Genomic DNA, 21,465 nt, shown 5'->3' on the forward strand with positions numbered 1-21,465 from the left:
GGGCAGGTGGTCACCCTCGGCTACCGCAGCGGAACGTCCAGGTAGGACCCGCCGCCCACGGTGATCGCATCGCCGGACGCGTTCTCCTCGTAGTAGAGCGGGTCGACCGTGTCGATCACCAGCGTCAGCGAGTGCCCGGCCGGCAGGTCGTACGCGGTGGCCGGCAACCTCAGGTCGACGTCGCGTGAGCCGCCGCCGCTGAGCCAGGTGGCCGGCGCGTGGGTGATCAGCTTGGCGTTGCCGACCGCGTCCAGGTCGTACAGGTAGGCCACCACGGTGCCTTTGGACTCGGCGCCGGACAGTTCCAGGTGCAGCTTGGCGGATCCGCGGATCTTCTGGACCGTGGACGGGCGCTCGGCGGCCCAGACACCGGCCTTGCCCCGGTCCACGAACGGCAGCCAGATCTTCGGCTGCTCACCGGTGATCGCGGCCGCGCCGTTGGTGATCAGCACGATCCCGCCGCCGGCGACGGTGTCCTTGTCGGTGGGGATGCTCTTGGTCCAGCCGCTGCTCGGGTTGCCGCCGAGCAGGCCGGTGCCGTCCAGCAGGCGGATCCGGCCGAGGCCGTAGCGGCGGTCGGTGCCGGTCAGCGCCGACCAGTCCGGGTAGGACTCGTACGAGGCGTTGAGCGGCTTGACCTGGACCGGGTTCGGACCGGTGGAGCCGGTTCCCTTGAGGTGCTGGTCGAGCCACGCGTACAGGCTGGTCCAGACGTCGTTGGGCAGGCCCAGCACGCCGGTGAGCTCGGCGATGGCGTGGTCGCCGGGCCGCAGTTCGAGGCGCTTGGGCGTGGTCAGCCGGCCGTAGAAGTCGACCATCTGGTTCGGCGGGAAGAACGTGTCGCCCCAGGCGTTGGCGATCAGCACGGCCGGGCGGTTGGCGTTGATGGCGTCGACGTAGCTGGTGGCGGAGCGTACCTTCGCCCAGGCCATCACCTCGGCCACGTCACGGTTGGCGTTGAAGTCGGCCATCTTGTCGGTCAGGTCCGCGCTGGGCTTGCCGACGATCTGCGCGGCCAGTTCGAGCAGGCCGGCCGACTGGCGGTGCCGGGTCGAGTCGGCGTACAGCGAGTAGACCAGGTCGGTCCAGCCGCTGAGCACCCCGACGGCGCGGATCCGCGGGTCGAAGGCCGAGCCGAGCAGGCTGATCCCGGCACCGTACGAGATGCCGGCCGCCCCGATCCGGGCCGGGTCCGCCGCGGTGTTCGCGATCGTCCAGTCCACCACCTTGGACAGGTCCGCCATGTCCTTCGGCCCGGCCGTGTCGATCTCGCCGCCGGAGAGCCACCAGCCCCGGGGTGTGTACGAGACGACCACGTACCCGCGCCCGGCGAGCACCTTGGCCTGAGCGAGGTACTCCAGGTCGTTGAGGCCCCAGCTGGACGGCAGGACGACCGCCGGATGTCGGCCGGCGGTGGCCGGGCCGATCACGTTGGCCTTGAGTATCACGCCGTCGCCGCCGGTGATGTCGACGGCTTTGAATCCGGTGGTGGCCACGGCGGCCTGCGCGGGCCCGGCGATTCCGATCAATGTGGTGGCCGCCAGGAGCAGGGCGGCGAGCAGCGTGAACCAACGGCGAGGCGCCATGCGCACTCCTCGGGAATGGACGGATGTGAATATGGCGACGCGTCGTGGCGGCAGCGTAGGAAGCGGTTCCGAGAATTTGAAGATGGTGACATTCTCGTTACCGACTAGTAACGTGACTCGTCGGTAGCCAAGGGGGTGAGCGTGCTTTACGGAGCCCCGACCGCGCGTCGCCGAGACGCCCAGCGCAACCGGGCGGCCATCCTGGAGGCCGCGAGCGAGGTGCTGGCCGGAGGCGACGTGGTCGCCCTGATGCCGGAGATCGCCCGCCGGGCCGGCGTCGGCCAGGCCACCCTGTACCGGCACTTCGCCGACCGGCACGCCCTGCTCGCGGCCGTGCTCAGCTATCAGCTGGACCTGCTGGACGCGCGGGTGGTCGCGCACGCGCAGCACCCGGCCGAGTTCCGCAGCCTGCTGCGTGAGGTGCTGCATCACCAGATCGAGATGCGTGGCCTGGTCAGCCTGGTCCGCCGCCTCGAACCCGCCGTGCAGGAGCGGTACCGGCAGCGGGTGATCGCCGCCTTCGCGGTGCCGCTGAGGCGGGCCCGCGAGCACGGGTACGTGCGGGCCGACCTGGTTCCCGAGGACCTGGCGCTGCTGCTCACCATGGTCCAGGGCGTGACCGAGGCGGCCGCCGACGTGGCGGCCGCCCGAGCCGCCGCCGACCGCTCGATCGACCTCATGCTCGACGGGGTGTTCCGGGCCGGCGCCGCCGACTGACGCTTAGGTCCTCGCAGGGCCGGCCCGTGCTTTTCCCGGCGGTCGCGCTGGGGCGCCGGCCCGGGCGGACCGCGCGCGGGAGCGGCGGGACGGTCCGATTCGGCGGGGCGGTGCGAACGCGTACCCCGGAGGTTCTAGAAGATGATCGTCCAGCCTTCCCGGCTTGCCTGGGTGGCGGTGTAGGCGACGCCGTCCACCTTGAGGCCGGCGGCGTTCAGCAGGGTGAGTGCGCCGCCGCGGTTGCTCAGTTGCAGGGGTGGTGCGACGCGGACCTGGAGGGTCGCGCCGGCCGGGAGGCGGCCGTCCAGGTCCTGGCGGCCGGGTGGCTGGCCGATCAGGGACCAGCCGGTCAGGTCGATCTCGCCGGGCGAGGCGTTCAGCAGCGTGACGGTCTCCGGTTCGGGTGCCGGGCCGGGCGGGTTGACCAGGGCGGCGAGGATGCGGACCAGGTGGTCGGGCTCGCCGGGGCCGGGGGTCGGCGCCGGGCCGGGTCGGGTGACCTCGGGCAGCGGGTGGCCGGTGATGTCGTCGGTGTGCCAGACCTGGGACTGGAAGGCCAGGAAGATCGCCACCCACTCGTCGGCCGCCGGGAAATGCAGCAGCAGGGCGCCGTCCTGGTGCACGCCGTTGTCGCCGGCGAAGCGGCCGGCGTTGCCCTGGTTCATGTGCACGTCGTGGATGCCGTTGCCGGGCCGGAATCCGAAGATCTTGTCGGGCTTGTTCCGCTCCGGTCCCCAGGCCTCGCCGAAGACATATGCGCGGGCGTCGGAATCGCCGAGTGCGCGCCGGACGAAATGATCGAGGAAATCGCCGAGATCGTTCTCCGGGCCGGGCGCGGTGGTCGGAACGGGACGCATCTGATCGCGTTGAAATAGATTTCCGCGAATATAGTCGAGTGCGGCGCCGCCGGTGCGGCTCTCCAGTTCGGTGAAACCGTCGCTCAGGCCGCGGAGCCGGTCGGTGACCGGGTGGATGAACGGGTTGATCCCCAGGTAGAGCAGGTCCGGCGGGGACTGCTGGGAGCGTACGTTGACGGCCGCGCGGTAATCGACACCGGCTGCCCGCAAATGGATCTGGTAATGCGGGGTGTCGGTGGTCTCGATCCGGCGGTCGATGACGGCGGCCCGTAGCACACCGTATCTTTTCAGCGGCATGAAAACAGTCAACGCCGCTTTTCCGGTGCTGTCCGTCAGCCCGGCGACACCCGAAGGCGTAATGTGCGCGCGGCCGTTGTCAGTAAATGGCGCCGCAGGCGCGACGACCCGGTGAATCGCGGCCATCGCGGGATGCTGCCGGACCAGGCGGCTGACCACCGGGTCGAAGCTGAGCACCGCGGAGAGCCGGCGGTACTCCACCACCAGGTCGACGACGCCGGCCGCGACAGCCTGCCCGCCCCGCTCAAGACCGACGACGTCTGGTTGCTGTCCCGCGCCTGGTCCACACCGGACGGCTTCGTCCGCGGCGCCCGCTTCGTGTTCCGCACGCTCTTCGGGCTGGTCTGTGGCAAGCGGCTGTTCGGCCTCGGTTCGGCGCTCACCGCCAGCATGCTGACCATCCTGGTGAAGCAGGGCGTCGAGATCCTGCTGAACACCCCGCTCACCGGGCTGATCACCGATGAGGCCGGCGCGGTGACCGGCGCGAGGCCACCGAGCTGGGCATGGAACCGGCGAAGCTGCGCGCCACGGTCGAGCGGTTCAACGGCTTCGCCCGCAGCGGTGTCGACGAGGACTTCGGCCGGGGCCGCACGGTCTACGACAACTACTACGGCGACCCGACCGTCAAACCGAACCCGAACCTCGGCACCCTCGAGAAGGGCCCGTTCACCGCCGTCCAGCTGGTCCCCGGCGACCTGGGCACCAAGGGTGGCCTGCTCACCGACGCCGAGGGCCGTGCCGTCGGCGCCGGCGGCGACCAGATCACCGGCCTGTACGCGGCCGGCAACACCACCGCCTCGGTGATGGGCCGCACCTACCCCGGGCCGGGCTCGACCATCGCGCCGGCGGTGGTCTTCGGCTACCGGGCCGGCCGGGACGCCGCCGCCCGCGTCAAAGCGGCCGCCACCATGTGACGAACATCGGCCCCAGCCCACCTGGGAATGGCTCCCAGCATTCCTGGGTAGGCTGGGAACTTCGCATCTCTGTCAGCGAAGGAGTTGATTTCCGCCGTGGGCGGATACGGGTGGCAAGTTGTCCTCGTCGTAGTGCTTGTGCTGCTCAACGCGGCATTTTCCGGAAGCGAGATGGCACTGATCTCGCTGCGGGAGAGCCAGTTGCAACGTCTGGAGCGGCAGTCCCGCACCGGCCGGACACTCGCCAAGCTGGCCCGGGACCCGAACCGGTTCCTGGCCACCATTCAGATCGGTATCACCCTGGCCGGGTTCCTGGCCTCGGCCGCCGCGGCCACCACGCTGGCCCAGCCGCTGATCAAGCCGTTGGAGGGCTTTCTCGGCACGGCCGCCGAGCCGGTGGCGATCCTCCTGATCACCATCGTGCTGACCTTCTTCACTCTGGTGGTCGGCGAGCTGGCGCCGAAGCGGATCGCCATGCAGCGCGCCGAGGGCTGGGCGATGCTCGTCGCCCGGCCGCTGGACGTCCTCGCCACGCTCTCCCGGCCGGTGAACTGGCTGCTCGGCAAGTCCACCGACCTGGTGGTACGGCTGACCGGCGGCGACCCCGACGCGGGCCGCGAGGAGGTCAGCACCGAGGAGATCCGCGACATGGTCGCGCAGCAGCAGGACTTCACCGCTGAGCAGCGCACCATCATCTCCGGAGCGTTCGAGATCGCCGACCGGATCCTGCGGGAGATCCTGGTGCCCCGCCGCGACGTGCTGGTCCTGCCGGCCGACACGCCCGCGCCCGAGGCCCTGGACCGGCTGGTCGCCGGCGGGCACTCGCGGGCCCCGGTCACCGGGCCGATGGGTCTCGACGACGTGCTCGGCGTGGTGCACCTGCGCGACCTGATCGGCGCCGATGGGCCGGTCAACGGCTACATGTTCACCCCGCTCTTCCTGCCGGAGACGCTGAAGGTCTCCGACGCGATGCGGCAGCTGCGGGTCCAGCGCCAGCAGTTCGCCCTGGTGGTGGACGAGCGCGGTGCGATCGACGGCATCGTTACCATGGAGGACCTGGTCGAGGAGATCGTCGGCGAGATCTACGACGAGACCGACCGCGACGTGCAGTCGGTCATTCGTGAGGACGACGGGGCGATGCTGCTGCCCGGCACCTTCCCGATCCACGACCTGCCGGACATCGGTGTCGACATCGAGGAGCTGGACGCGGGCGACTACACCACGGTCGCCGGGCTGGTGCTGGCGCGCCTGGGTCACATCCCGACGGAGCCGGGCGAGACGGTGGCGATCGACGGGCACACCGCCGAGGTCGTGGAGATCACCGGCCGGGCCATCACCAGGCTGCGGCTGCGCCCGCTGGCCGAACTGCCGGCGGAGGACGTAGCGGTCTGATCCGGTCCGGGCCTGGCGTCTCCTCGTCCGGGCCCGGACCGGGGACCGCATGCCTCAATCTCCGCGTGATCGAGCGATATGTCTGTTACCCGGCGTCCGGCTGGTGTGGTGACGAGGAGATACAGCGTGCGGTTGTTCGGTTCCCGGCCGGTGAGCCCGGAAGTCACCCGTCCCACGCCCCGCGACGTGGAGGCCCTGGAGGATCTCGTCCTCGCCCTCGAATCGGCGATCGACGAGACCACCGCCTGGCGAATCACGGTTTCCAGCACGGTCGAGTCCTACGGCTTCGGCTACGGCGCGGTCTGGATCCCGCAGCCGGACGGCAAGCTGCACCTGCTGCACGAGACCGGGCGGATCACCCCGCAGCTGAAGTCGGCGACCGGTGGCACGACACTGGCCGGCGACGGAGGCCTGGTGGGCAAGGCGTACCGGTCGCGCAACGCGGTCTACGTCGAGTCGCTCGCCGAGTGCGGTGACTGCCGGCGCTGCCAGGCGGCGCAGCAGGCCGGCATGGCGAGCGCGGTCGTGCTGCCGGTGACCAAGGGCACCGAGGTGCACGCCGTCCTCGAGTACTACTCCGCGCACCCGCTCTACCTGGACGCCGCGCGGCGGGAGAAGTTCGCGTCCATCGCCCGGATCGCCGAGCGGTCCCGGGCCAGCGCGGTGAGCGCGGCCGAGCTGCGTCAGGTGGCCGACGACCGGATCGCGGTGACCACCGTCGTCACCAGGCTGGGTAACGCGCCGGACAGCCAGAGCGCCATTCGCAGCGCCCTGGACAGCGTGCGGACCGCCTTCGGCTGGGCGTACGGCTCGTACTGGGAGGTGGACCCGGACGACAACGTGCTGAAGTTCCAGCTCGAGTCCGGCTCGGCCGGTGACGAGTTCCGCCGGGTCACCCTGGCGGCCACGTTCGCTGAGGGAACCGGCCTCTCCGGCCGGGCCTGGCGGGCGAAGGATCTAATCTTCGTCCGCGACCTGGCGGAGCTGACCGACTGCGTACGGGCGCCCGCGGCACAGCGGGCCGGCGTCCGCTCGGGAGTCTGCTTCCCGATCATGAGCGGTGACCGGATCGTCGGCACCATGGACTTCTTCACCACCGAATACATCGACCTCTCCGAGTCGCGGGCCGCGGCACTGCGCAACGTGCAGCAGCTGGTCTCACAGCGGCTCGACGTGATGCGGGGCGCCGAGCGGGCGGCGACGAACGCTCGCGCGCTACTGGACACAGTGGAGCGGCTGCGCAGCGCCAGCGGTGACGCCACCTCGGTCGCCGAGCAGGCGGTGGACCGGGCGTCGGCGATGACCGCCGAGGTCGCGGCGCTGGGACAGGCGTCGGCCGCGATCGGTGACGTCATCAAGATCATCGAGTCGATCGCCGAGCAGACGAACCTGCTCGCACTTAACGCCACCATCGAGGCGGCGCGGGCCGGCGAGAGCGGCAAGGGCTTCGCGGTCGTCGCCGGCGAGGTCAAGGAACTGGCCCGGGAGACCGCCGAGGCCACCCAGAAGGTCGCCGCCCAGATCGCCGGCATCCAGGCCAGCGCGCAGACGGTGGCGGCCGGTATCCACACCACCAGCGAGACGATCGGCAAGATGGACAGTGTCCAGGCCCGGATGAACGACGTGCTGGGCGAGCAGGCCGAGATGGCCCGGGCACTGCAAGGCTGACCCGATCCGGTCGAACGTTCGTCCGAAGCCCCCACGCCTACGCCTAGATGGACGATGATGCGTCCATACGGCTATGGAGGGAGTGGAAGATGAGCGGAGTTCGGTTGCTGGTCGGCACCCGCAAGGGCGCATTCATCCTGACCTCGGACGGTCGGCGCCAGGACTGGACGGTCGACGGCCCGCACTTCGGCGGCTGGGAGATCTACCACGTCAACGGCTCGCCGGCCGACCCGGACCGGCTGTACGCGTCGCAGTCGGGCGGCTGGTTCGGTCAACTGATCCAGCGGTCCGACGACGGCGGTAAGTCCTGGAGTCAGGTCGACCACGACTTCGTCTACTCCGGCGAGGTCGGCGACCACCTGTGGTACGACGGGACACCCCGGCCCTGGGAGTTCAAGCGGATCTGGCATCTCGAGCCGTCACGCACCGACCCCGACGTCGTCTACGCCGGAGCCGAGGACGCCGCGCTCTACAAGTCGACCGACGGCGGGCAGAAGTGGGAGGAGCTGACCGGGTTGCGTACGCACCCGTCGGCGCCCAAGTGGCAGCCCGGCGCCGGGGGTCTGTGTCTGCACACGATCATCCTCGACCCGGTGAACCCGGATCGGATCTACGTGGCGATCTCGGCGGCCGGAGCGTTCCGCAGCGACGACGGCGGGGCCAGCTGGCTGCCGATCAACCGCGGTCTCGTCTCCGAGGGCATCGCCGAGCAGGGCGCCGAGGTCGGGCACTGCGTGCACCGGATCGCCATGCACCCGTCCCGGCCGGAGACGCTGTTCATGCAGAAGCACTGGGACGTCATGCGTACCGACGACGCGGGTGCGAACTGGCGTGAGATCAGCGGGAACCTGCCGACCGACTTCGGCTTCCCGATCGCGGTGCACGCCCACGAGCCGGAGACGCTGTACGTGGTGCCGATCACCAGCGACTCGCTGCACTACGTGATGGAGGGCAAGCTCCGGGTCTACCGCAGCCGGACCGGCGGCGAGGAGTGGGAGCCGCTGACGGCCGGCCTGCCGCAGGAGAACTGCTACGTCAACGTGCTGCGGGACGCGATGGCGGTGGACACGCTCGACGAGTGCGGGATCTACTTCGGCACCAGCGGCGGCCAGGTGTACGCGTCTGCGGACAGCGGGGACACGTGGCAGGCGATCGTCCGCGACCTGCCGCCGGTGCTGTCGGTGGAAGTTCAGGTGCTGCCGTGATCCGGGTGGTGCTGCCACCGCACCTGCGGACCCTCGCCCAGGTCAGCGGCGAGGTGCGGGTCGAGGTCGGCGGCGAGGTCACCCAGCGGCTGGTGCTCGACGCGGTGGAGGAGCGCTACCCGATGCTGCGCGGCACGATGCGGGATCGGCGGACCGGGCAGCGGCGGCCGCTGGTCCGGTTCTTCGCCTGCGAGGAGGACCTGTCGAACGAGTCACCGGACGCGCCCCTGCCCGACCGGGTCGTCAAGGGCGAGGAACCGTTCCTGATAGTCGGCGCGATGGCCGGCGGCTGATCCGGCGGTCGGCGGCCGGGCGATCATCCCGGCCGCCGTCAGAACGCCGGTTCAAGGCGTCGCGGTCACAGCGTCGGTAGTGCCCGCGCCGGCCGTGCTGGTGGCGTCCGGGCCGGTGCTGGCCGTATCGGTCGTGCTGGTGTCAGCCACGCTGGCGTTGCTGGTCTGAGCCACGTCGGCGTTGCTGGTGTCGGTCGTGGCGTCGGTGTCGGTGACTCCGGCGGCGGTTCCCGTGCCCGGCTCGGTGGTGCCGGGTGCGGTGGTGCCCGGTTCAGTTGTGCCCGGAGTGGTGGTGCCGGGTTCAGCGGTGCCCGGAGTGGTGGTGCCCGGTTCGGTGGTGCCCGGAGCGGTGGTACCCGGAGTGGTGGTGCCCGGTTCGGTCGTGCCTGGTGTGGTGGTGCCCGGTTCGGTCGTGCCTGGTGTGGTGGTGCCCGGTTCGGTCGTGCCTGGTGTGGTGGTGCCCGGTTCGGTCGTGCCTGGAGTGGTGGTGCCCGGTTCGGTCGTGCCTGGTGTGGTGGTGCCCGGTTCGGTCGTGCCTGGAGTGGTGGTACCGGGTTCAGTGGTGCCCGGAGTGGTCGTACCCGGAGTGGTGGTACCGGGCTCGGTGGTGCCCGGCGTGGTGGTGCCGGCGTCCGTCGGCGGCGTGGTGTCGGTAGGCGGCGTCATGTCCGTGGGCGCGTCACCGGGGGCCGTCCCGTCCGGCGTCCCCGGCTGACCTGGCGTTGCCGGCCCACCGGGCGTTCCCGGACCGCTCGGCGTCTCCGACCCGCTGGGCTGGCCTGGCCCGGCCGGCGGGGTCGCGGTGTCGAATTCGGCGTAGAGAACGAAGACCCGACGTACGCCGTGGAAGGCGGTCGCGCAATCGTGCCGGTCCCAGAGCCCGAGACTGGCGCCGAGACTGCTGATCGATTTGCATGCCTGCTGCGTGTCGTACTGCCCGACGGCGTTGTCGGTGCTCTGCGGCGGTGGGTTGCCGGGTGCGGCCATGGCGGGGCTCGCCCCGAACGCCGCACCGGCAAGCAGCCCGAGGCCGGCGATGGTCAGGCTTCGTGTCGCCTTGCGCATGTCATACCTTTCTCGTGTAAATGCCAATGACTCCGGCTAGCTGAGCACGAGAGATGCGGGCGTCTTCCTCGTTCGGGGGAATCCGGCTGCTGACGTCCCGGGATTGGCCCCGAGGGGTTAGGGCGCGGTGTTTCCCGGCGGTCGCGCTGGGGCCGGGACGGGCTGACCGGCCGCGTGCGCGGTCCGGGGACGGGCTGAATCCGGCGGGACGGCCGATACGCGTACCCCTACGATTTGATGCGTGACCAGGCGCACCGGGGGAGCGACGCGGGAGGAGATCCGCAACGCTGCTACCCGGCTGTTCCGCGAGCGGGGTTTCGCGCGCACGTCAGTGCGCGACATCGCCGCGCTCGCCCGCAGTAACCCGGCGCTGGTGATCCGGCATTTCGGTACGAAGGAACTGCTGTTCCTGGAGACGATGCACCTGAGCATCGACGACGAGCCGTTGCTGGACGTGCCGCTGGAGGGGTTCGGGGAGCGGTTCGTCGAGGTGCTGCTCGCCGACGACGACATCCGCGGGGTCTATCTGGCGCTGGTGCGCGGCAGCAACGAGGAGCAGATCAAGGCGCGATTGCAGCAGATCCACGAGCGGACGTTCGTCGGACCGGTGCGGGCGCGGCTCAGCGGACCGGATGCCGATCTGCGGGCCCGGCTCGCGGTGGCGGTGGTGGGCGGGCTGCTCTACGCGCTCTGGGTGGTCGGCGACGAGGCGTTGCTCGCCGCCGACAACCGTGAGCTGGTGGTCCGGTACGGCGCTCTGCTCCAGCAGGTGCTGACGCCCTGAGTTACTGCACCGACCAGCCGGCGGGATGAGGCGCAGGAACGGGCCGGTGCGGCCCTGACCGAAGGCGGAGGCGTTCGGCGGCTGGGCCATGCCGGTGGCGACGCCGCCGGGCGCGACCGCGTTGGTGCGGATGCCCTGCGGGCCGTACATGAACGCGGTGTTCTTGGTGATGCCGACGACCGCGTGCTTCGAGGCGGTGTAGGCGACCCCGGCGGCGTTGCCGCGCGGCGCGGCCTCGGAGGCGACGTTGACGATGGCGCCGCGGCCGGCCGCCAGCATGGCCGGTACGACGGCGCGGGTCAGCCGGAAGACGCCGTCCACGTTGACCGCGAAGACGCGTTCCCAGATGGCGTCCCCGGTATCTTGCCCTGGCTGAGGGCGACCATACACCTTTCCTGAGCTGCGGGGATGCCGAAGTTAACTTAGTTTACTTCGGCGATTTCGGATAGCCGCCACATCCCGGTCCGCCGCCCGGAAGACTGAGGATCATGGCCACCGCCACCGCACCGGCCGTGCTGAGCAAGCGACAGACCAACATCGTCTTCGTCGCGATCCTGCTGGGGATGCTGCTGGCCGCGCTGGACCAGACGATCGTGTCGACCGCGCTCCCGACGATCGTGGCGGACCTCGGCGGGGCCGGGCACATGTCCTGGGTCGTCACGGCGTACCTGCTGGCCGAGACGGTCGCCACGGTGCTGGCCGGCAAGTTCGGCGATCTCTTCGGCCGCAAGGTGGTCTTCCAGGTCAGTGCGGTGGTCTTCGTCGTCGGTTCGGCGCTGTGCGGTGTCGCCCAGGACATGCTGATGCTGGTCGCCGCCCGGGCGCTGCAGGGCATCGGCGGCGGCGGTCTGATGGTCACCGCGATGGCGCTGATCGCCGACGTCATCCCGCTGCGCGACCGCGGCCGGTACCAGGGCGCGCTGGGCGCGGTCTTCGGCATCACCACGGTGGTCGGTCCCACCCTGGGCGGCCTGTTCACCGACCATCTGAGCTGGCGGTGGGCGTTCTACGTGAACGTGCCGGTGGCCGCGGTGGTGATCGTGATGGCGGCCCGGGCCATCCCGTCGATCCGCTCCGCCGCCCGCCCGATCATCGACTACGCCGGCATCGGGCTGGTCGCCGGCGGCGCGACCAGCATGATCCTGGCCCTGGAGTGGGGCGGCAAGGAGTACGCCTGGACGTCCCCGATCATCCTCGGTCTGTTCGCCGCCTCGATCTCGCTGTTCGCCGGGTTCGTGCTGGTCGAGCTGCGGGCCGAGGAGCCGATGCTGCCGATGCGGTTGTTCGGCAACTCGGTCTTCACCGTCTGCTCCACGCTCAGCTTCATCGTCGGGTTCGCGATGCTCGGCGCGATGACGTTCCTGCCCACCTATCTGCAATACGTGGACGGTGTCTCGGCCACCGCGTCCGGTGTGCGCACGCTGCCCATGGTGGCCGGTCTCTTCGTCACCTCGATCCTCTCCGGCAACCTGGTCAGCCGCACCGGCCGGTACCGGGTGTTCCCGATCGCCGGTGGCGCGGTGATGACGATCGGGCTCTACCTGATGTCGACCATGGACGCGAGCACCAGCACCTGGCTGGAGTCCCTCTACATGTTCGTGCTCGGCGCCGGGATCGGGCTGTCCATGCAGGTGCTCACGATCGTCGTGCAGAACACCGTGCCCTACGCCGACCTGGGCACCGCGACCTCGGGGGTGACGTTCTTCCGTACGCTCGGCAGCTCCTTCGGCACCGCGGTCTTCGGCAGCCTCTACACCGGCCGCCTCGAGTCGGAGCTCGGTGGTGCGCTGGCCACCACCGGCGTACCGGCCGCGACCGCACAGGAACCGGCCGCGCTCAAGGCCCTCGATCCGGCCCTGGCCGGGCCGATCATCGCGGCCTACGCGGACGCGATCAACTACGTCTTCCGCTGGGTCGTCCCGGTCGCCCTGCTGGGCTTCCTGGTCGCCTGGTTCCTCAAGGAGTTGCCGCTGCGCGACAGTGCCCGGGCGCACGCCACCGACGTCGGCGAGGGTTTCTCGCCGCCCGCCTCCGACGACCGGGTCAGTCAGCTGGAGAGACAGATCAGCGACACGATCCGCCGCGGCGGGGTGGGGCTGGAGAACGTTCTGGCGGAGTCCGGCGCCGCGCTGAGCCCGTCCCAGGCCTGGGCCATGGGGCAGACGCACCTGCACACCGCGGCCCGCGGCCGGGCCGAACTGCCCGAGATCGCCGGCCGGTACCGGATGCCGGCCGAGGTGCTGCGGCCCGCGTTCGCCGACCTCTGCCAGGCCGGATACGCCCGGCTGGAGGGCGACACGATCCATCTGACCGAGGCCGGGGAGGAACAGTTCGAACGGGTCTGGGATGCCTGGCGCGGGTGGCTCGACGCCCACCTCGACGACATCACCATGACTGATCCGCAGGACCGGGCGCTGCTCGACGAGGCGCTGGGCAAGGTCGCTACCCGGCTGGTCGACGAGCAACGACTCTCTTGATCTTCATCTCGGTTCGATACTGTCCTCCAATGGGAATGCTGGACAGGTTCATCGGCTCACCGCAGCGCCGGTTCGCCCAGCTCGCCCTCCGGGTGGCGCGTCGCACCCCCGGGGTGGAACACGCGGTCTACCAGCCGGAAGAGTTCGCCATCGCGATCCACCGAGCCGGCGGAGCCGGTCCAGCACGCCTCTACCTGTCCAACGTCTACCGGGAGACCCTCGACGCCACCCCGGCCGAGCGCCGGGAACGGCTGGCCAGGCTGGTCCGGCTGATGGCGGCTCCGCCGCCCGAGGACACCTGGGATTCGGTACGCCCGAAGCTGCGTCCCGTGGTGCGCCCGGTGACGTTCGGCGTCGCCGGACCGGTCGGCTTGCGCCCGCCGCTGTCCCGCCCCGCGATGCCCTTCCTGCGCGAACTCATCGTGATCGACACCCCGGACGCGATGGCCTACGTCATCCCGGACCGGCTCGACGAGTGGGGCGTCACCGCCGAGGACGTCTTCACCGCGGCCCGCGACAACCTCGCCGAGATCGCCCGTCACTCCCTCGAGCAGCCCTGGCCCGGCGGCCCCAGCGTGGTCCGGATGATCGACGACGGTGACGGCTACTTCACCTCGCTGCTGCTCACTCCCGGCTGGCTCGCCGAGGTGGGCGAGCGGATGGGTGCCCCGGTGCTCGCCTTCGCCCCGGACAACAACACGCTGCTGCTCGCCCCGTTGCCCGACGACGGCGCCGACCAGCTGTACGCGCTCGTCGAGAAGGCCTTCCAGGAGGCGGTGCGATACCTGTCGCCGGTCGCCTACGTGGCCGGCGCCGGTGGCCCGGCCGTGCCCTACGCGCCACCGCCCGGTCACCCGCACCACGCCGCCGCCCGCCGCGCCGACGCCGTGCTCGCCCTCACCGAGTATTCGAACCAGACCGACTGGCTCGCCGAGCAGTATCAGAAGGCCGGCGTCGACGTGCACGTCGGCCGGCTGATCGCGGTCGAGCCGCCCGGCGGCGGACCGGCCGAGACCATCGCGACCTGGATCGAGGGCGCCAGCACACTGCTGCCGCGCGCCGACTCGGTCGCTTTCGCCCGCGCCGACAGTGTCCAGTTCCGGGTGCCGTGGCATGTGGTCGAGGAGACGACCGGGTTGCGGCCGGAGCCGATCCTGGCGCCGTCCCGCTACCGGGTGGACGACTGGCCGCCGCCCGCCGTCCTGGCCGAGTTACGCCATCACGAGATCGACTGAGCCGGCCCGTCCCGCCGGGCTAGCAGATTGTGGCCGTGATTTGACAGACAGTGAGCACGTTCTGCTGTTGTGACCACGGTCACTACGCGAGGAGCGTCGGCCGCATGGCAGAACGACGATTCACCCTCGAAGCCAAGGAAGTCCACCAAGGTCAGGAACATCCGGACATCGCCAAGGTGCAGAAGTACCTGACCCGGTTCGGCTACCTGACGACCACGATCGAGCCCGGCAAGCTCGACCAGCCGACAAGCGACGCGCTGCGGTCGTTCCAGCATGTGTACGGCGTGGAGGAGACCGGCTACCTCGACCCGTCCACTCAGGAGGCGCTGGAACGGCCCCGCTGCGGCGTACCGGACGTGCCCACGGTGGCGGCGACCCACCGCGGTGAGTCCGCCGAGTTCGTGCTGCGCGGATGCAGCTACAACCGGCTCGCGCTGACCTTCCGGTTCGCCAACGGGACCGGTGACATCACCGGCGACGACGAGCGGGCCGCCGTGCAGCGCGCCTTCAACACCTGGGCGTCCGTGTTGCGCGGCGTCAGCTTCACGCTGACCACGGCGGCCAACGCCGACTTCGTGGTCGGCTGGTTCACCGGTGCGCACGGTGACGGCTCGGCCTTCGACGGCGTCGGCAACACCCTGGCGCACGCCTTCTACCCGCCGCCCTGCGGTGGTGCGAACGCCGGCGCCCTGCACTACGACGACGCCGAGACCTGGGCGCTGGCGCACGGCGGCCAGCAGCGCGACACCGAGACGGTGGCCCTGCACGAGATCGGGCACCTGCTCGGGCTGGACCACTCCACAGTGGCCGGCGCGGTCATGTTCGCCTCCTACGGCGGGGAACGCCGGCAGCTCACCCAGGACGACATCGACGGCATCCGCCGGCTCTACCCGGCGCTGGTGCGGCTCGGGGACAGCGGCTCGCAGGCCGGGTTCGTCGGCGAGATCGCCGCGGTCGCACCGGAGCGCGGCCGCCGGCTGGTCACCGCGGTACGCACCCAGGCCGGCACGCTGAAGCTGATCGCCTGGGAGCTGCGCACGGACGGGTCGCTGCTGCGTACCGCCGACAGCGGCGAGCAGGCCGGCGCGGCGCGGTCCATCGATATCGCCCTGGCCGGACCGGATGAGATGGTCACCGCGGTGCGCACCGCGGCCGGCCAGCTGAAGCTGATCGGCTGGGACGTCGCCAACGACGGCAGTGGCATCCAGCGGCACGGTGACAGCGGCGAGCAGGCCGGAACCGCCGACCTCATCAAGATCGCGCAGATGAGCTCGACGCTCTGGGCCACCGCCTGCCAGGACGGCAGCGGCAACCTCAAGGTGATCACCTGGACCCGGCGGCCCGACGAGTCGTTCGAGCGGCGCGCCGACAGCGGCGGCCAGGCGGGCGAGATCCGGGACCTGGACGTCGCCGTGGTCGACAACGGGCTGCTGCTCACCGCCGTGCGTACCGCCTCGGACACGTTGAAGCTGATCCTCTGGCGGGTCACCGACACCACCGTGCAGCGCCTCGGTGACAGCGGCGAACAGGCCGGCGACAGCCGCTTCGTCAAGGTCACCATGGATCCGCACGGCAACGCGGTCACCGCGGTCCGCGCGGCGAACGGCTCGCTGAAGCTGATCACCTGGCGGGTGCGTACCAGTGGCGTGATCCAGCGCCTGAGCGACAGCGGCAGTCTCGCCGGCACCTCCAACGGCCACGATCTCGGGCCGGCGCCCGGCGGGCGCCTGGCCACCGCGGTGGTCACCGAGGACGGCAACCTCAAGGTCATCGCATGGCAGACCCGGGCCGACGGTACGGTGACGCGTTACGGCGACAGCGGCAACCAGGCGGGCGCGGCCACCCTGCCCACGCTTGTCGTGCCGCGCGGGGACAGCCTGGTCACCGCGGTACGCGCGGCGAACTCCAGCCTCAAGCTGATCTCCTGGGGATTCTGAACTCTTGGTTCGCGGGGGTGACGGGATCGGAAGTTGCCCGGCGGAGCGGTAACGCGAAGACTCTTGATGGTCCACTCGCGCCGCCTGGAGGTCCGATGCCCGCACCCCTGCCCGACGAGGACGCCGAACTGCGGGTCGGCCCGCCCGCCGATCACGCGGCCGGGCTCGAGGCGGTCCGGCTCAGCCTGACCAACGCGGTGCGGCGGATGGGCGTACGCAAGACCGTCCGTAACCTGCGCACCCTCAACCAGCACGACGGCGTCGACTGCATGAGCTGCGCCTGGCCGGACCCGCAGGGGCACCGGCACGCCGCCGAGTTCTGCGAGAACGGGGCCAAGGCGGTCTCCTGGGAGGGGCAGCGGGACACCGTCGGGCCGGAGTTCTTCGCCCGGCACTCGATCGCCGACCTGGCCCGGCAGACCGGCCACTGGCTGGAGAAGCAGGGCCGGCTTACCCATCCGATGGTGCGCCGCGACGGCGCGACGCACTACGAGCCGATCACCTGGGACGAGGCGTTCGCGCTGGTCGGGCAGCACCTCAACGCGCTCGGCAGCCCGGACGAGGCGGTCTTCTACACCTCCGGGCGGGCCAGCAACGAGGCCGCCTTCGTGTACCAGCTGTTCGCCCGTGCGTACGGGACGAACAACCTGCCGGACTGCTCGAACATGTGCCACGAGTCGACCGGCACCGCGCTGATGCGCACCATCGGTGTCGGCAAGGGCTCGGTCACCCTGGAGGACCTGCACCAGGCTGACCTGATCGTGGTGTCCGGGCAGAATCCCGGCACCAACCACCCGCGCATGCTGACCGCGCTGGAGATCGCCAAGCGGGACGGCGCGCGGATCCTGGCGATCAACCCGCTGCCGGAGGCGGGTCTGCTGCGCTTCGACAACCCGCAGAAGGTACGCGGCCTGGCCGGGCGCGGCACCGCCCTGGCCGACCGGCTGCTGCGGATCCGCTCCAACGGCGACCTCGCCCTGTGGCAGGCGATCGGGCACCTGCTGCTGCGGAAGAACGTGGCCGACCGCGAGTTCATCGAGTCGTCCACGGTCGGCTTCGAGGCCTGGGCGAAGCATCTGGAGACCGTCGACCGGGCGACGATCGAGAAGGCCACCGGCCTGACCTGGGCCGAGATCGAGGCGGCGGCGGACATGCTGGCCTCGGCGAAGCGGGTCGTGCACTGCTGGGCGATGGGCATCACCCAGCACCGCAACGCGGTCGCCACGATCAAGGAGTTCGTCAACGTCGCGCTGCTCCAGGGCATGATCGGCAAGCCGGGCGCCGGACTGTGCCCGGTGCGCGGCCACTCCAACGTGCAGGGCGACCGGACCATGGGCATCTGGGAGAAGCCACCGGCGGTCTTCCTGGACCGGCTCCGCGACGAGTTCGGCTTCGAGCCGCCCCGGACGTACGGCCACGACGCGGTCGACACCGTCAAGGCGTTCCGCGACGGGCACGCGAAGGTCTTCGTCGCGCTGGGCGGCAACTTCGTGGCGGCCATGTCGGACACCGAGGTCACCGCCGCGGCGATGCGAGGCGCGGCGCTGACCGTACAGATCTCCACGAAGCTCAACCGCAGCCACCTCGACGCCGGTCGTACCGCGCTGATCCTGCCCACCCTGGGCCGCACCGAGCAGGACCGGACCGGCGGCCGGGTCCAGCGGATCACCGTCGAGGACTCGATGTCGGCGGTGCACGCCTCCCGCGGGCGGTCCGACCCGGCCGGACCGCTGCTCCGCTCCGAGGTGGACATCCTCTGCGGCATCGCCCAGGCGACACTGGGGGACCGGCACGGCATTCCGTGGGCGGACTTCGCCGGCGACTACGAGCGTGTCCGGGAGCGGATCGGACGGGTCGTGCCCGGCTGCGACGGCTACGCCGAGAAGATCAGCGACGGTGGTTTCACCATGCCGCATCCGCCGCGCGACTCCCGTACCTTCCCGACCCCGGAAGGCAGGGCGGTCTTCACGGTGAGCCCGCTCGAGGTGCTGACCGTGCCGCCGGGCCGGCTCGTCCTGCAGACCCTGCGCAGCCACGACCAGTTCAACACCACGATCTACGGTCTCGACGACCGCTACCGGGGCATCCGGTCCGGGCGCCGGGTGGTCTTCATCAGCGCCGCCGACCTGGCCGAACTCGGGTACGCGGACGGCGACGTCGTCGATCTGATCTCCGAGTGGGAGGACGGGGTCACCCGGCGTGCCGACCGGTTCCGCCTGGTCGAGTACGACACCCCGAAGGGCTGTGTGGCCGCCTACTACCCGGAGACCAACCCGCTCGTGCCGCTCGACTCGCAGGCCGAGGAGAGCGGCACCCCGACGTCGAAGTGGGTCGTCGTCCGCCTGGAACGGGCCGGCTAGCTGTTGTCGACACTGCCCGAGACGGCGCTCGTCTCGAAGAGACCGGCCAGGGTCTCCACGCCACCGCCCCAGGCGGCGGCGAACACGGCCGCGACCACGGTCGCCGCCCGCAGCGCGTGGAACATGCCGCGGCCGCTGCCGGCGTCGATCAGGTTGCGGCCGACGGCGCGGGGCAGCGTACGCCGCAGGTAGTCCTTCTCCGCCCCCAGCTCCTGATCCTTCGGCATCAGGCCGGCCATCTGCACCTTGCCCCGCCCCTCGGCGTAGCAGCGGCGCATCAGGAACCCGAACGTCGACCGGGCGGCGGGCACCTCGTGGTCGATGACGGCGTGCGGCACGTACATCCAGTAGCCGCCGTTCGCCGTGCTCATCCGCAGGCACAGTTCGGTGTCCTCGGGCCGGTTCTGGTCGCCCAGCTTGCCGAAGCCGGTACGGAAACCGCCCACCGCCAGGAAAGCCTCGCGGCGCACGATCATGTTCGCCGACCAGACGTTGCGGATCGGTGACGTCGTGGTGGGCATCCCGGTGTAGGAGACGCCGACCGCCCAGAGCAGCTCGTCCGGCATCCACTGCGGGCGGATCCGCTCCCACGCCGGGATGATCCCGCCGCCGGTGCCGACCACTCTCGGGTCGGAGAAGGGTGCGAGCTGTTCGGCGAGCCAGGAAGGGCTGGCCACCGTGTCGTCGTCGAGGAAGGCGATGAACGGCGTACGGGTGTGGAACGCCCCGGTGTTGCGGTTGCCCGAGGCACCCCGCGCGTAGGCGTTCTCCAGCACGGTGACGCCCTCGAACTCCTGCTTCACGCGGGCGGCCATCTGCGGGTTGTGGTCGACCACGACCACGATCTCGGCGGCCGGATGCGTCTGGGCCCGGGCGGAGGCGATGGTACGGGTGAGCGAGGTCCATCGCTTCTCGCTGTGGGTGGGAATGACGATGCTGACGGCGGTACTGCTCGTGGGCTCCAAGCCGGTACTCCTGGGCGTTTGCAAGATCTGTGGGGGCGATCGGGAGCCTCGCCGAGGATGCTGTGCGGAGCCTGTGGTTTCGGTTACGGCAGATCACGCTTGGCCCGCATGTGACGGAGATCCCCACTCGCTATGTCCGGGTGAAAGAGTTGATCAGCGCTTTGCTGCCGATTTAGGTTTCCGGAATGCGGGCGAGCGATTGGCCGGAGACGGCGGCGGACCGGGTGGCCGGATGGGCGCGTTCCCGTCCGGCGCCGGTGGGCGGGCGGCGGGTGCTCGCGGTCGAGGGCCGTTCCGGGTCGGGCAAGTCCACGCTCGCCGCGGCGGTGGCCGGGCGCCTGGACGCCCCGCTGCTCCACATGGACGATCTGTACGCCGGCTGGGACGGTCTCGCCGAGGGCGTGACCGCGCTGCGCGACCAGGTGCTGGTCCCGCTCGCCGAGGGCCGTCCGGCGATCTGGCGGCGCTGGGACTGGGCGGCCGGCGCCTACGCCGGGTCACACCGGGTGCCCGACGGCGAGTGGTTGGTCGTGGAGGGCGTCGGCTCGGGTGGGCGGGTGCTTCGGGCGTACCTCTGCGGGTTGGTCTGGTTGGAGAGCCCCACCGCGGTGCGCAAGCGGCGTGCCCTGGCCCGCGACGGCGCCACCTATGAGCCGCACTGGGATCGCTGGGCCCGGCAGGAGGCCGCGTTCTACGCGGACGAGGCCGTCCGCGAGAACGCCGGCTTGATCATCGAGAATCCCGGCACCGCCGCGATCGCGGCCGCTCGTCAGGAGTGAAACGGGGTCAGGCGTACGCGCCCGGACAGTTCCTCGATCGCCTCCCGGCGGCCGGTGCCCAGGCCGTGGCGGGTCACGTTCACCGCGCCCGCCGCCGCACCGGTGCGTACCGCCTCGTGCAGGTCGCCGCCGCGGGCCAGCACGGTGGCCACACCGGCGGTCATCGAATCTCCGGCGCCGCGGTGATCGACGACCTCGAGTGAGGGCAGCTCGACCAGGAACGGCTCGCCGTCGAGCAGCGCGACGCCGGACTCTCCCGCCCGGCTGATCAGCACCGACCCCGCGCCCTCGTCGCGCATCTTGCGGGCGGCACCGACCAGCGCTTCCGGGCTGTCGTCACCGGCCCGGCCGGCGTCCAGCAGTTCCTCGTGGCTGACCTTGAGGAAGGCGAGGCCGCCGGCGAGCACGGCGCTCAGGTCGTCGCCGGAGAGGTCGGCGACCACCGTGCCGCCGTGCGTGGTCAGGTCGGTGGCGAGCCGGCGGTACACCTCGGGATCGACCACTCCCTCGGTCGCCACCCCGCTGAAGACGCTCACCTCGGCGCGCAGGCCGGCGGCGAGCGCGGTGCAGTAGAGCTCGTCCACGTCGTGCCGGCCGAGCGGGGCGCCGCCGTACTCGGCGATCTCGTTGCGGGAGCCGTCCCGGCGGTCGTGCACGTACCAGCCGCTGCCGGACGAGCGGTGGACCACGCGTACGTCGATGTGCTCGTCGCCCAGCAGGCTGGCGATGACCTTGCCGATCTCGCCGCCCACCGCGGCGCAGAGGGTGACCGAAGCGCCCAGGCCGGCGCACATTCTCGCCTGCCAGATGCCCTGTCCGCCGGGGTGGACGTGCAGTTCCGCTTCGTCGTTCTGCTGCTCGATGGTCACGGTGAGCAGCGGCACCGGTGCGAAGACCATGACGGTGCCAGGATCGTCGGCGGGCATGCGGCAGG

17 protein-coding genes and 1 pseudogene are annotated in these 21,465 nt (G+C 70.8%); 12 read left to right on the top strand and 6 right to left on the bottom strand.

The window, feature by feature from the left end:
- Nucleotides 1-20: 20 nt before the first annotated feature.
- Nucleotides 21-1,586, bottom strand: coding sequence for a CocE/NonD family hydrolase (locus I4J89_RS37320; RefSeq protein WP_196418901.1), 1,566 nt, complete (start codon nt 1,584-1,586; stop codon nt 21-23).
- Between the two features lie 141 nt (nt 1,587-1,727).
- Here I4J89_RS37320 and I4J89_RS37325 point away from each other — a divergent pair, with 141 nt between their 5' ends.
- Entirely contained in the window at nt 1,728-2,303 is a 576-nt protein-coding gene (locus I4J89_RS37325; protein WP_196418902.1) for a TetR/AcrR family transcriptional regulator, read from the top strand.
- A 134-nt stretch (nt 2,304-2,437) separates the two neighbouring features.
- Here the strand turns inward: I4J89_RS37325 and I4J89_RS37330 are convergent, their stop codons facing one another.
- Nucleotides 2,438-3,661: a DUF2278 family protein gene (locus I4J89_RS37330; RefSeq protein WP_309238634.1), complete on the bottom strand. Its 1,224-nt coding sequence runs from the start codon at nt 3,659-3,661 to the stop codon at nt 2,438-2,440.
- Between the two features lie 299 nt (nt 3,662-3,960).
- Between I4J89_RS37330 and I4J89_RS50245 the strand changes: the two genes are divergently transcribed.
- From I4J89_RS50245 to I4J89_RS37355, 5 genes are all read left to right on the top strand, one after another.
- Nucleotides 3,961-4,371, top strand: coding sequence for an FAD-binding protein (locus I4J89_RS50245; protein WP_230860258.1), 411 nt, complete (start codon nt 3,961-3,963; stop codon nt 4,369-4,371).
- Between the two features lie 96 nt (nt 4,372-4,467).
- Entirely contained in the window at nt 4,468-5,763 is a 1,296-nt protein-coding gene (locus I4J89_RS37340) for a hemolysin family protein (RefSeq protein ID WP_196418904.1), read from the top strand.
- Between the two features lie 126 nt (nt 5,764-5,889).
- Nucleotides 5,890-7,431: a GAF domain-containing protein gene (locus tag I4J89_RS37345; RefSeq protein WP_309238635.1), complete on the top strand. Its 1,542-nt coding sequence runs from the start codon at nt 5,890-5,892 to the stop codon at nt 7,429-7,431.
- An 89-nt stretch (nt 7,432-7,520) separates the two neighbouring features.
- The gene (locus tag I4J89_RS37350) at nt 7,521-8,636 is read left to right on the top strand and encodes a WD40/YVTN/BNR-like repeat-containing protein (protein WP_196418906.1); all 1,116 of its coding nucleotides are present in this window, start codon (nt 7,521-7,523) and stop codon (nt 8,634-8,636) included.
- Entirely contained in the window at nt 8,633-8,929 is a 297-nt protein-coding gene (locus I4J89_RS37355; RefSeq protein WP_196418907.1) for a MoaD/ThiS family protein, read from the top strand. The genes I4J89_RS37350 and I4J89_RS37355 overlap by 4 nt, the downstream gene beginning before the upstream one ends.
- Before the next feature lie 51 nt (nt 8,930-8,980).
- Here I4J89_RS37355 and I4J89_RS37360 read toward each other — a convergent pair whose 3' ends face one another.
- Complete coding sequence (locus I4J89_RS37360; RefSeq protein WP_196418908.1) at nt 8,981-9,994, bottom strand: hypothetical protein; 1,014 nt, start codon at nt 9,992-9,994, stop codon at nt 8,981-8,983.
- Between the two features lie 241 nt (nt 9,995-10,235).
- Between I4J89_RS37360 and I4J89_RS50250 the strand changes: the two genes are divergently transcribed.
- Complete coding sequence (locus I4J89_RS50250; protein ID WP_309238636.1) at nt 10,236-10,778, top strand: TetR/AcrR family transcriptional regulator; 543 nt, start codon at nt 10,236-10,238, stop codon at nt 10,776-10,778.
- Nucleotides 10,779-10,865: 87 nt separating this feature from the next.
- Here I4J89_RS50250 and I4J89_RS50255 read toward each other — a convergent pair.
- Nucleotides 10,866-11,168: pseudogene (locus tag I4J89_RS50255) on the bottom strand (SDR family NAD(P)-dependent oxidoreductase); the annotation flags it as partial.
- Nucleotides 11,169-11,266: 98 nt separating this feature from the next.
- Here I4J89_RS50255 and I4J89_RS37370 point away from each other — a divergent pair.
- The 4 genes from I4J89_RS37370 (at nt 11,267) to I4J89_RS37385 (ending at nt 18,787) form a co-directional block, all read left to right on the top strand.
- Nucleotides 11,267-13,255 (top strand): MDR family MFS transporter, encoded by a 1,989-nt coding sequence (locus tag I4J89_RS37370; RefSeq protein WP_196418910.1) that lies wholly within the window; start codon nt 11,267-11,269, stop codon nt 13,253-13,255.
- A 29-nt stretch (nt 13,256-13,284) separates the two neighbouring features.
- Nucleotides 13,285-14,490 carry a DUF1444 domain-containing protein gene (locus I4J89_RS37375; protein ID WP_196418911.1) on the top strand — a complete coding sequence of 402 codons (1,206 nt, stop codon included), beginning with the start codon at nt 13,285-13,287 and terminating at the stop codon, nt 14,488-14,490.
- Nucleotides 14,491-14,594: 104 nt separating this feature from the next.
- Entirely contained in the window at nt 14,595-16,427 is a 1,833-nt protein-coding gene (locus I4J89_RS37380) for a matrixin family metalloprotease (protein ID WP_196418912.1), read from the top strand.
- Between the two features lie 95 nt (nt 16,428-16,522).
- Complete coding sequence (locus tag I4J89_RS37385) at nt 16,523-18,787, top strand: FdhF/YdeP family oxidoreductase (protein WP_196418913.1); 2,265 nt, start codon at nt 16,523-16,525, stop codon at nt 18,785-18,787.
- On the opposite strand, the gene I4J89_RS37390 is transcribed toward I4J89_RS37385, so the two are convergent.
- Nucleotides 18,784-19,752 (bottom strand): glycosyltransferase family 2 protein, encoded by a 969-nt coding sequence (locus I4J89_RS37390; protein WP_196418914.1) that lies wholly within the window; start codon nt 19,750-19,752, stop codon nt 18,784-18,786. The two genes, I4J89_RS37385 and I4J89_RS37390, sit on opposite strands and share 4 nt — an antisense overlap.
- A gap of 185 nt (nt 19,753-19,937) precedes the next feature.
- Here I4J89_RS37390 and I4J89_RS37395 point away from each other — a divergent pair, with 185 nt between their 5' ends.
- The gene (locus tag I4J89_RS37395) at nt 19,938-20,531 is read left to right on the top strand and encodes a nucleoside/nucleotide kinase family protein (protein WP_196418915.1); all 594 of its coding nucleotides are present in this window, start codon (nt 19,938-19,940) and stop codon (nt 20,529-20,531) included.
- Here the strand turns inward: I4J89_RS37395 and I4J89_RS37400 are convergent.
- A complete protein-coding gene (locus I4J89_RS37400; protein WP_230860260.1) occupies nt 20,522-21,457 on the bottom strand; it encodes a 1-phosphofructokinase family hexose kinase in 936 nt (311 codons plus the stop codon). The two genes, I4J89_RS37395 and I4J89_RS37400, sit on opposite strands and share 10 nt — an antisense overlap.
- Nucleotides 21,458-21,465: the final 8 nt, after the last annotated feature.

This window comes from Actinoplanes aureus (genome assembly GCF_015704865.1).
GTDB classification, from domain to species: Bacteria; Actinomycetota; Actinomycetes; order Mycobacteriales; family Micromonosporaceae; genus Actinoplanes; species Actinoplanes aureus.

Coding starts and splice junctions, on each gene's coding strand:
- I4J89_RS37380 (WP_196418912.1), top strand. CDS start 14,595: ATGGCAGAACGACGATTCACCCTCGAAGCCAAGGAAGTCCACCAAGGT.
- I4J89_RS37320 (WP_196418901.1), bottom strand. CDS start 1,586: ATGGCGCCTCGCCGTTGGTTCACGCTGCTCGCCGCCCTGCTCCTGGCG.
- I4J89_RS37350 (WP_196418906.1), top strand. CDS start 7,521: ATGAGCGGAGTTCGGTTGCTGGTCGGCACCCGCAAGGGCGCATTCATC.
- I4J89_RS37370 (WP_196418910.1), top strand. CDS start 11,267: ATGGCCACCGCCACCGCACCGGCCGTGCTGAGCAAGCGACAGACCAAC.
- I4J89_RS37375 (WP_196418911.1), top strand. CDS start 13,285: ATGGGAATGCTGGACAGGTTCATCGGCTCACCGCAGCGCCGGTTCGCC.
- I4J89_RS37400 (WP_230860260.1), bottom strand. CDS start 21,457: ATGCCCGCCGACGATCCTGGCACCGTCATGGTCTTCGCACCGGTGCCG.
- I4J89_RS37385 (WP_196418913.1), top strand. CDS start 16,523: ATGCCCGCACCCCTGCCCGACGAGGACGCCGAACTGCGGGTCGGCCCG.
- I4J89_RS37395 (WP_196418915.1), top strand. CDS start 19,938: ATGCGGGCGAGCGATTGGCCGGAGACGGCGGCGGACCGGGTGGCCGGA.
- I4J89_RS50245 (WP_230860258.1), top strand. CDS start 3,961: ATGGAACCGGCGAAGCTGCGCGCCACGGTCGAGCGGTTCAACGGCTTC.
- I4J89_RS37360 (WP_196418908.1), bottom strand. CDS start 9,994: ATGCGCAAGGCGACACGAAGCCTGACCATCGCCGGCCTCGGGCTGCTT.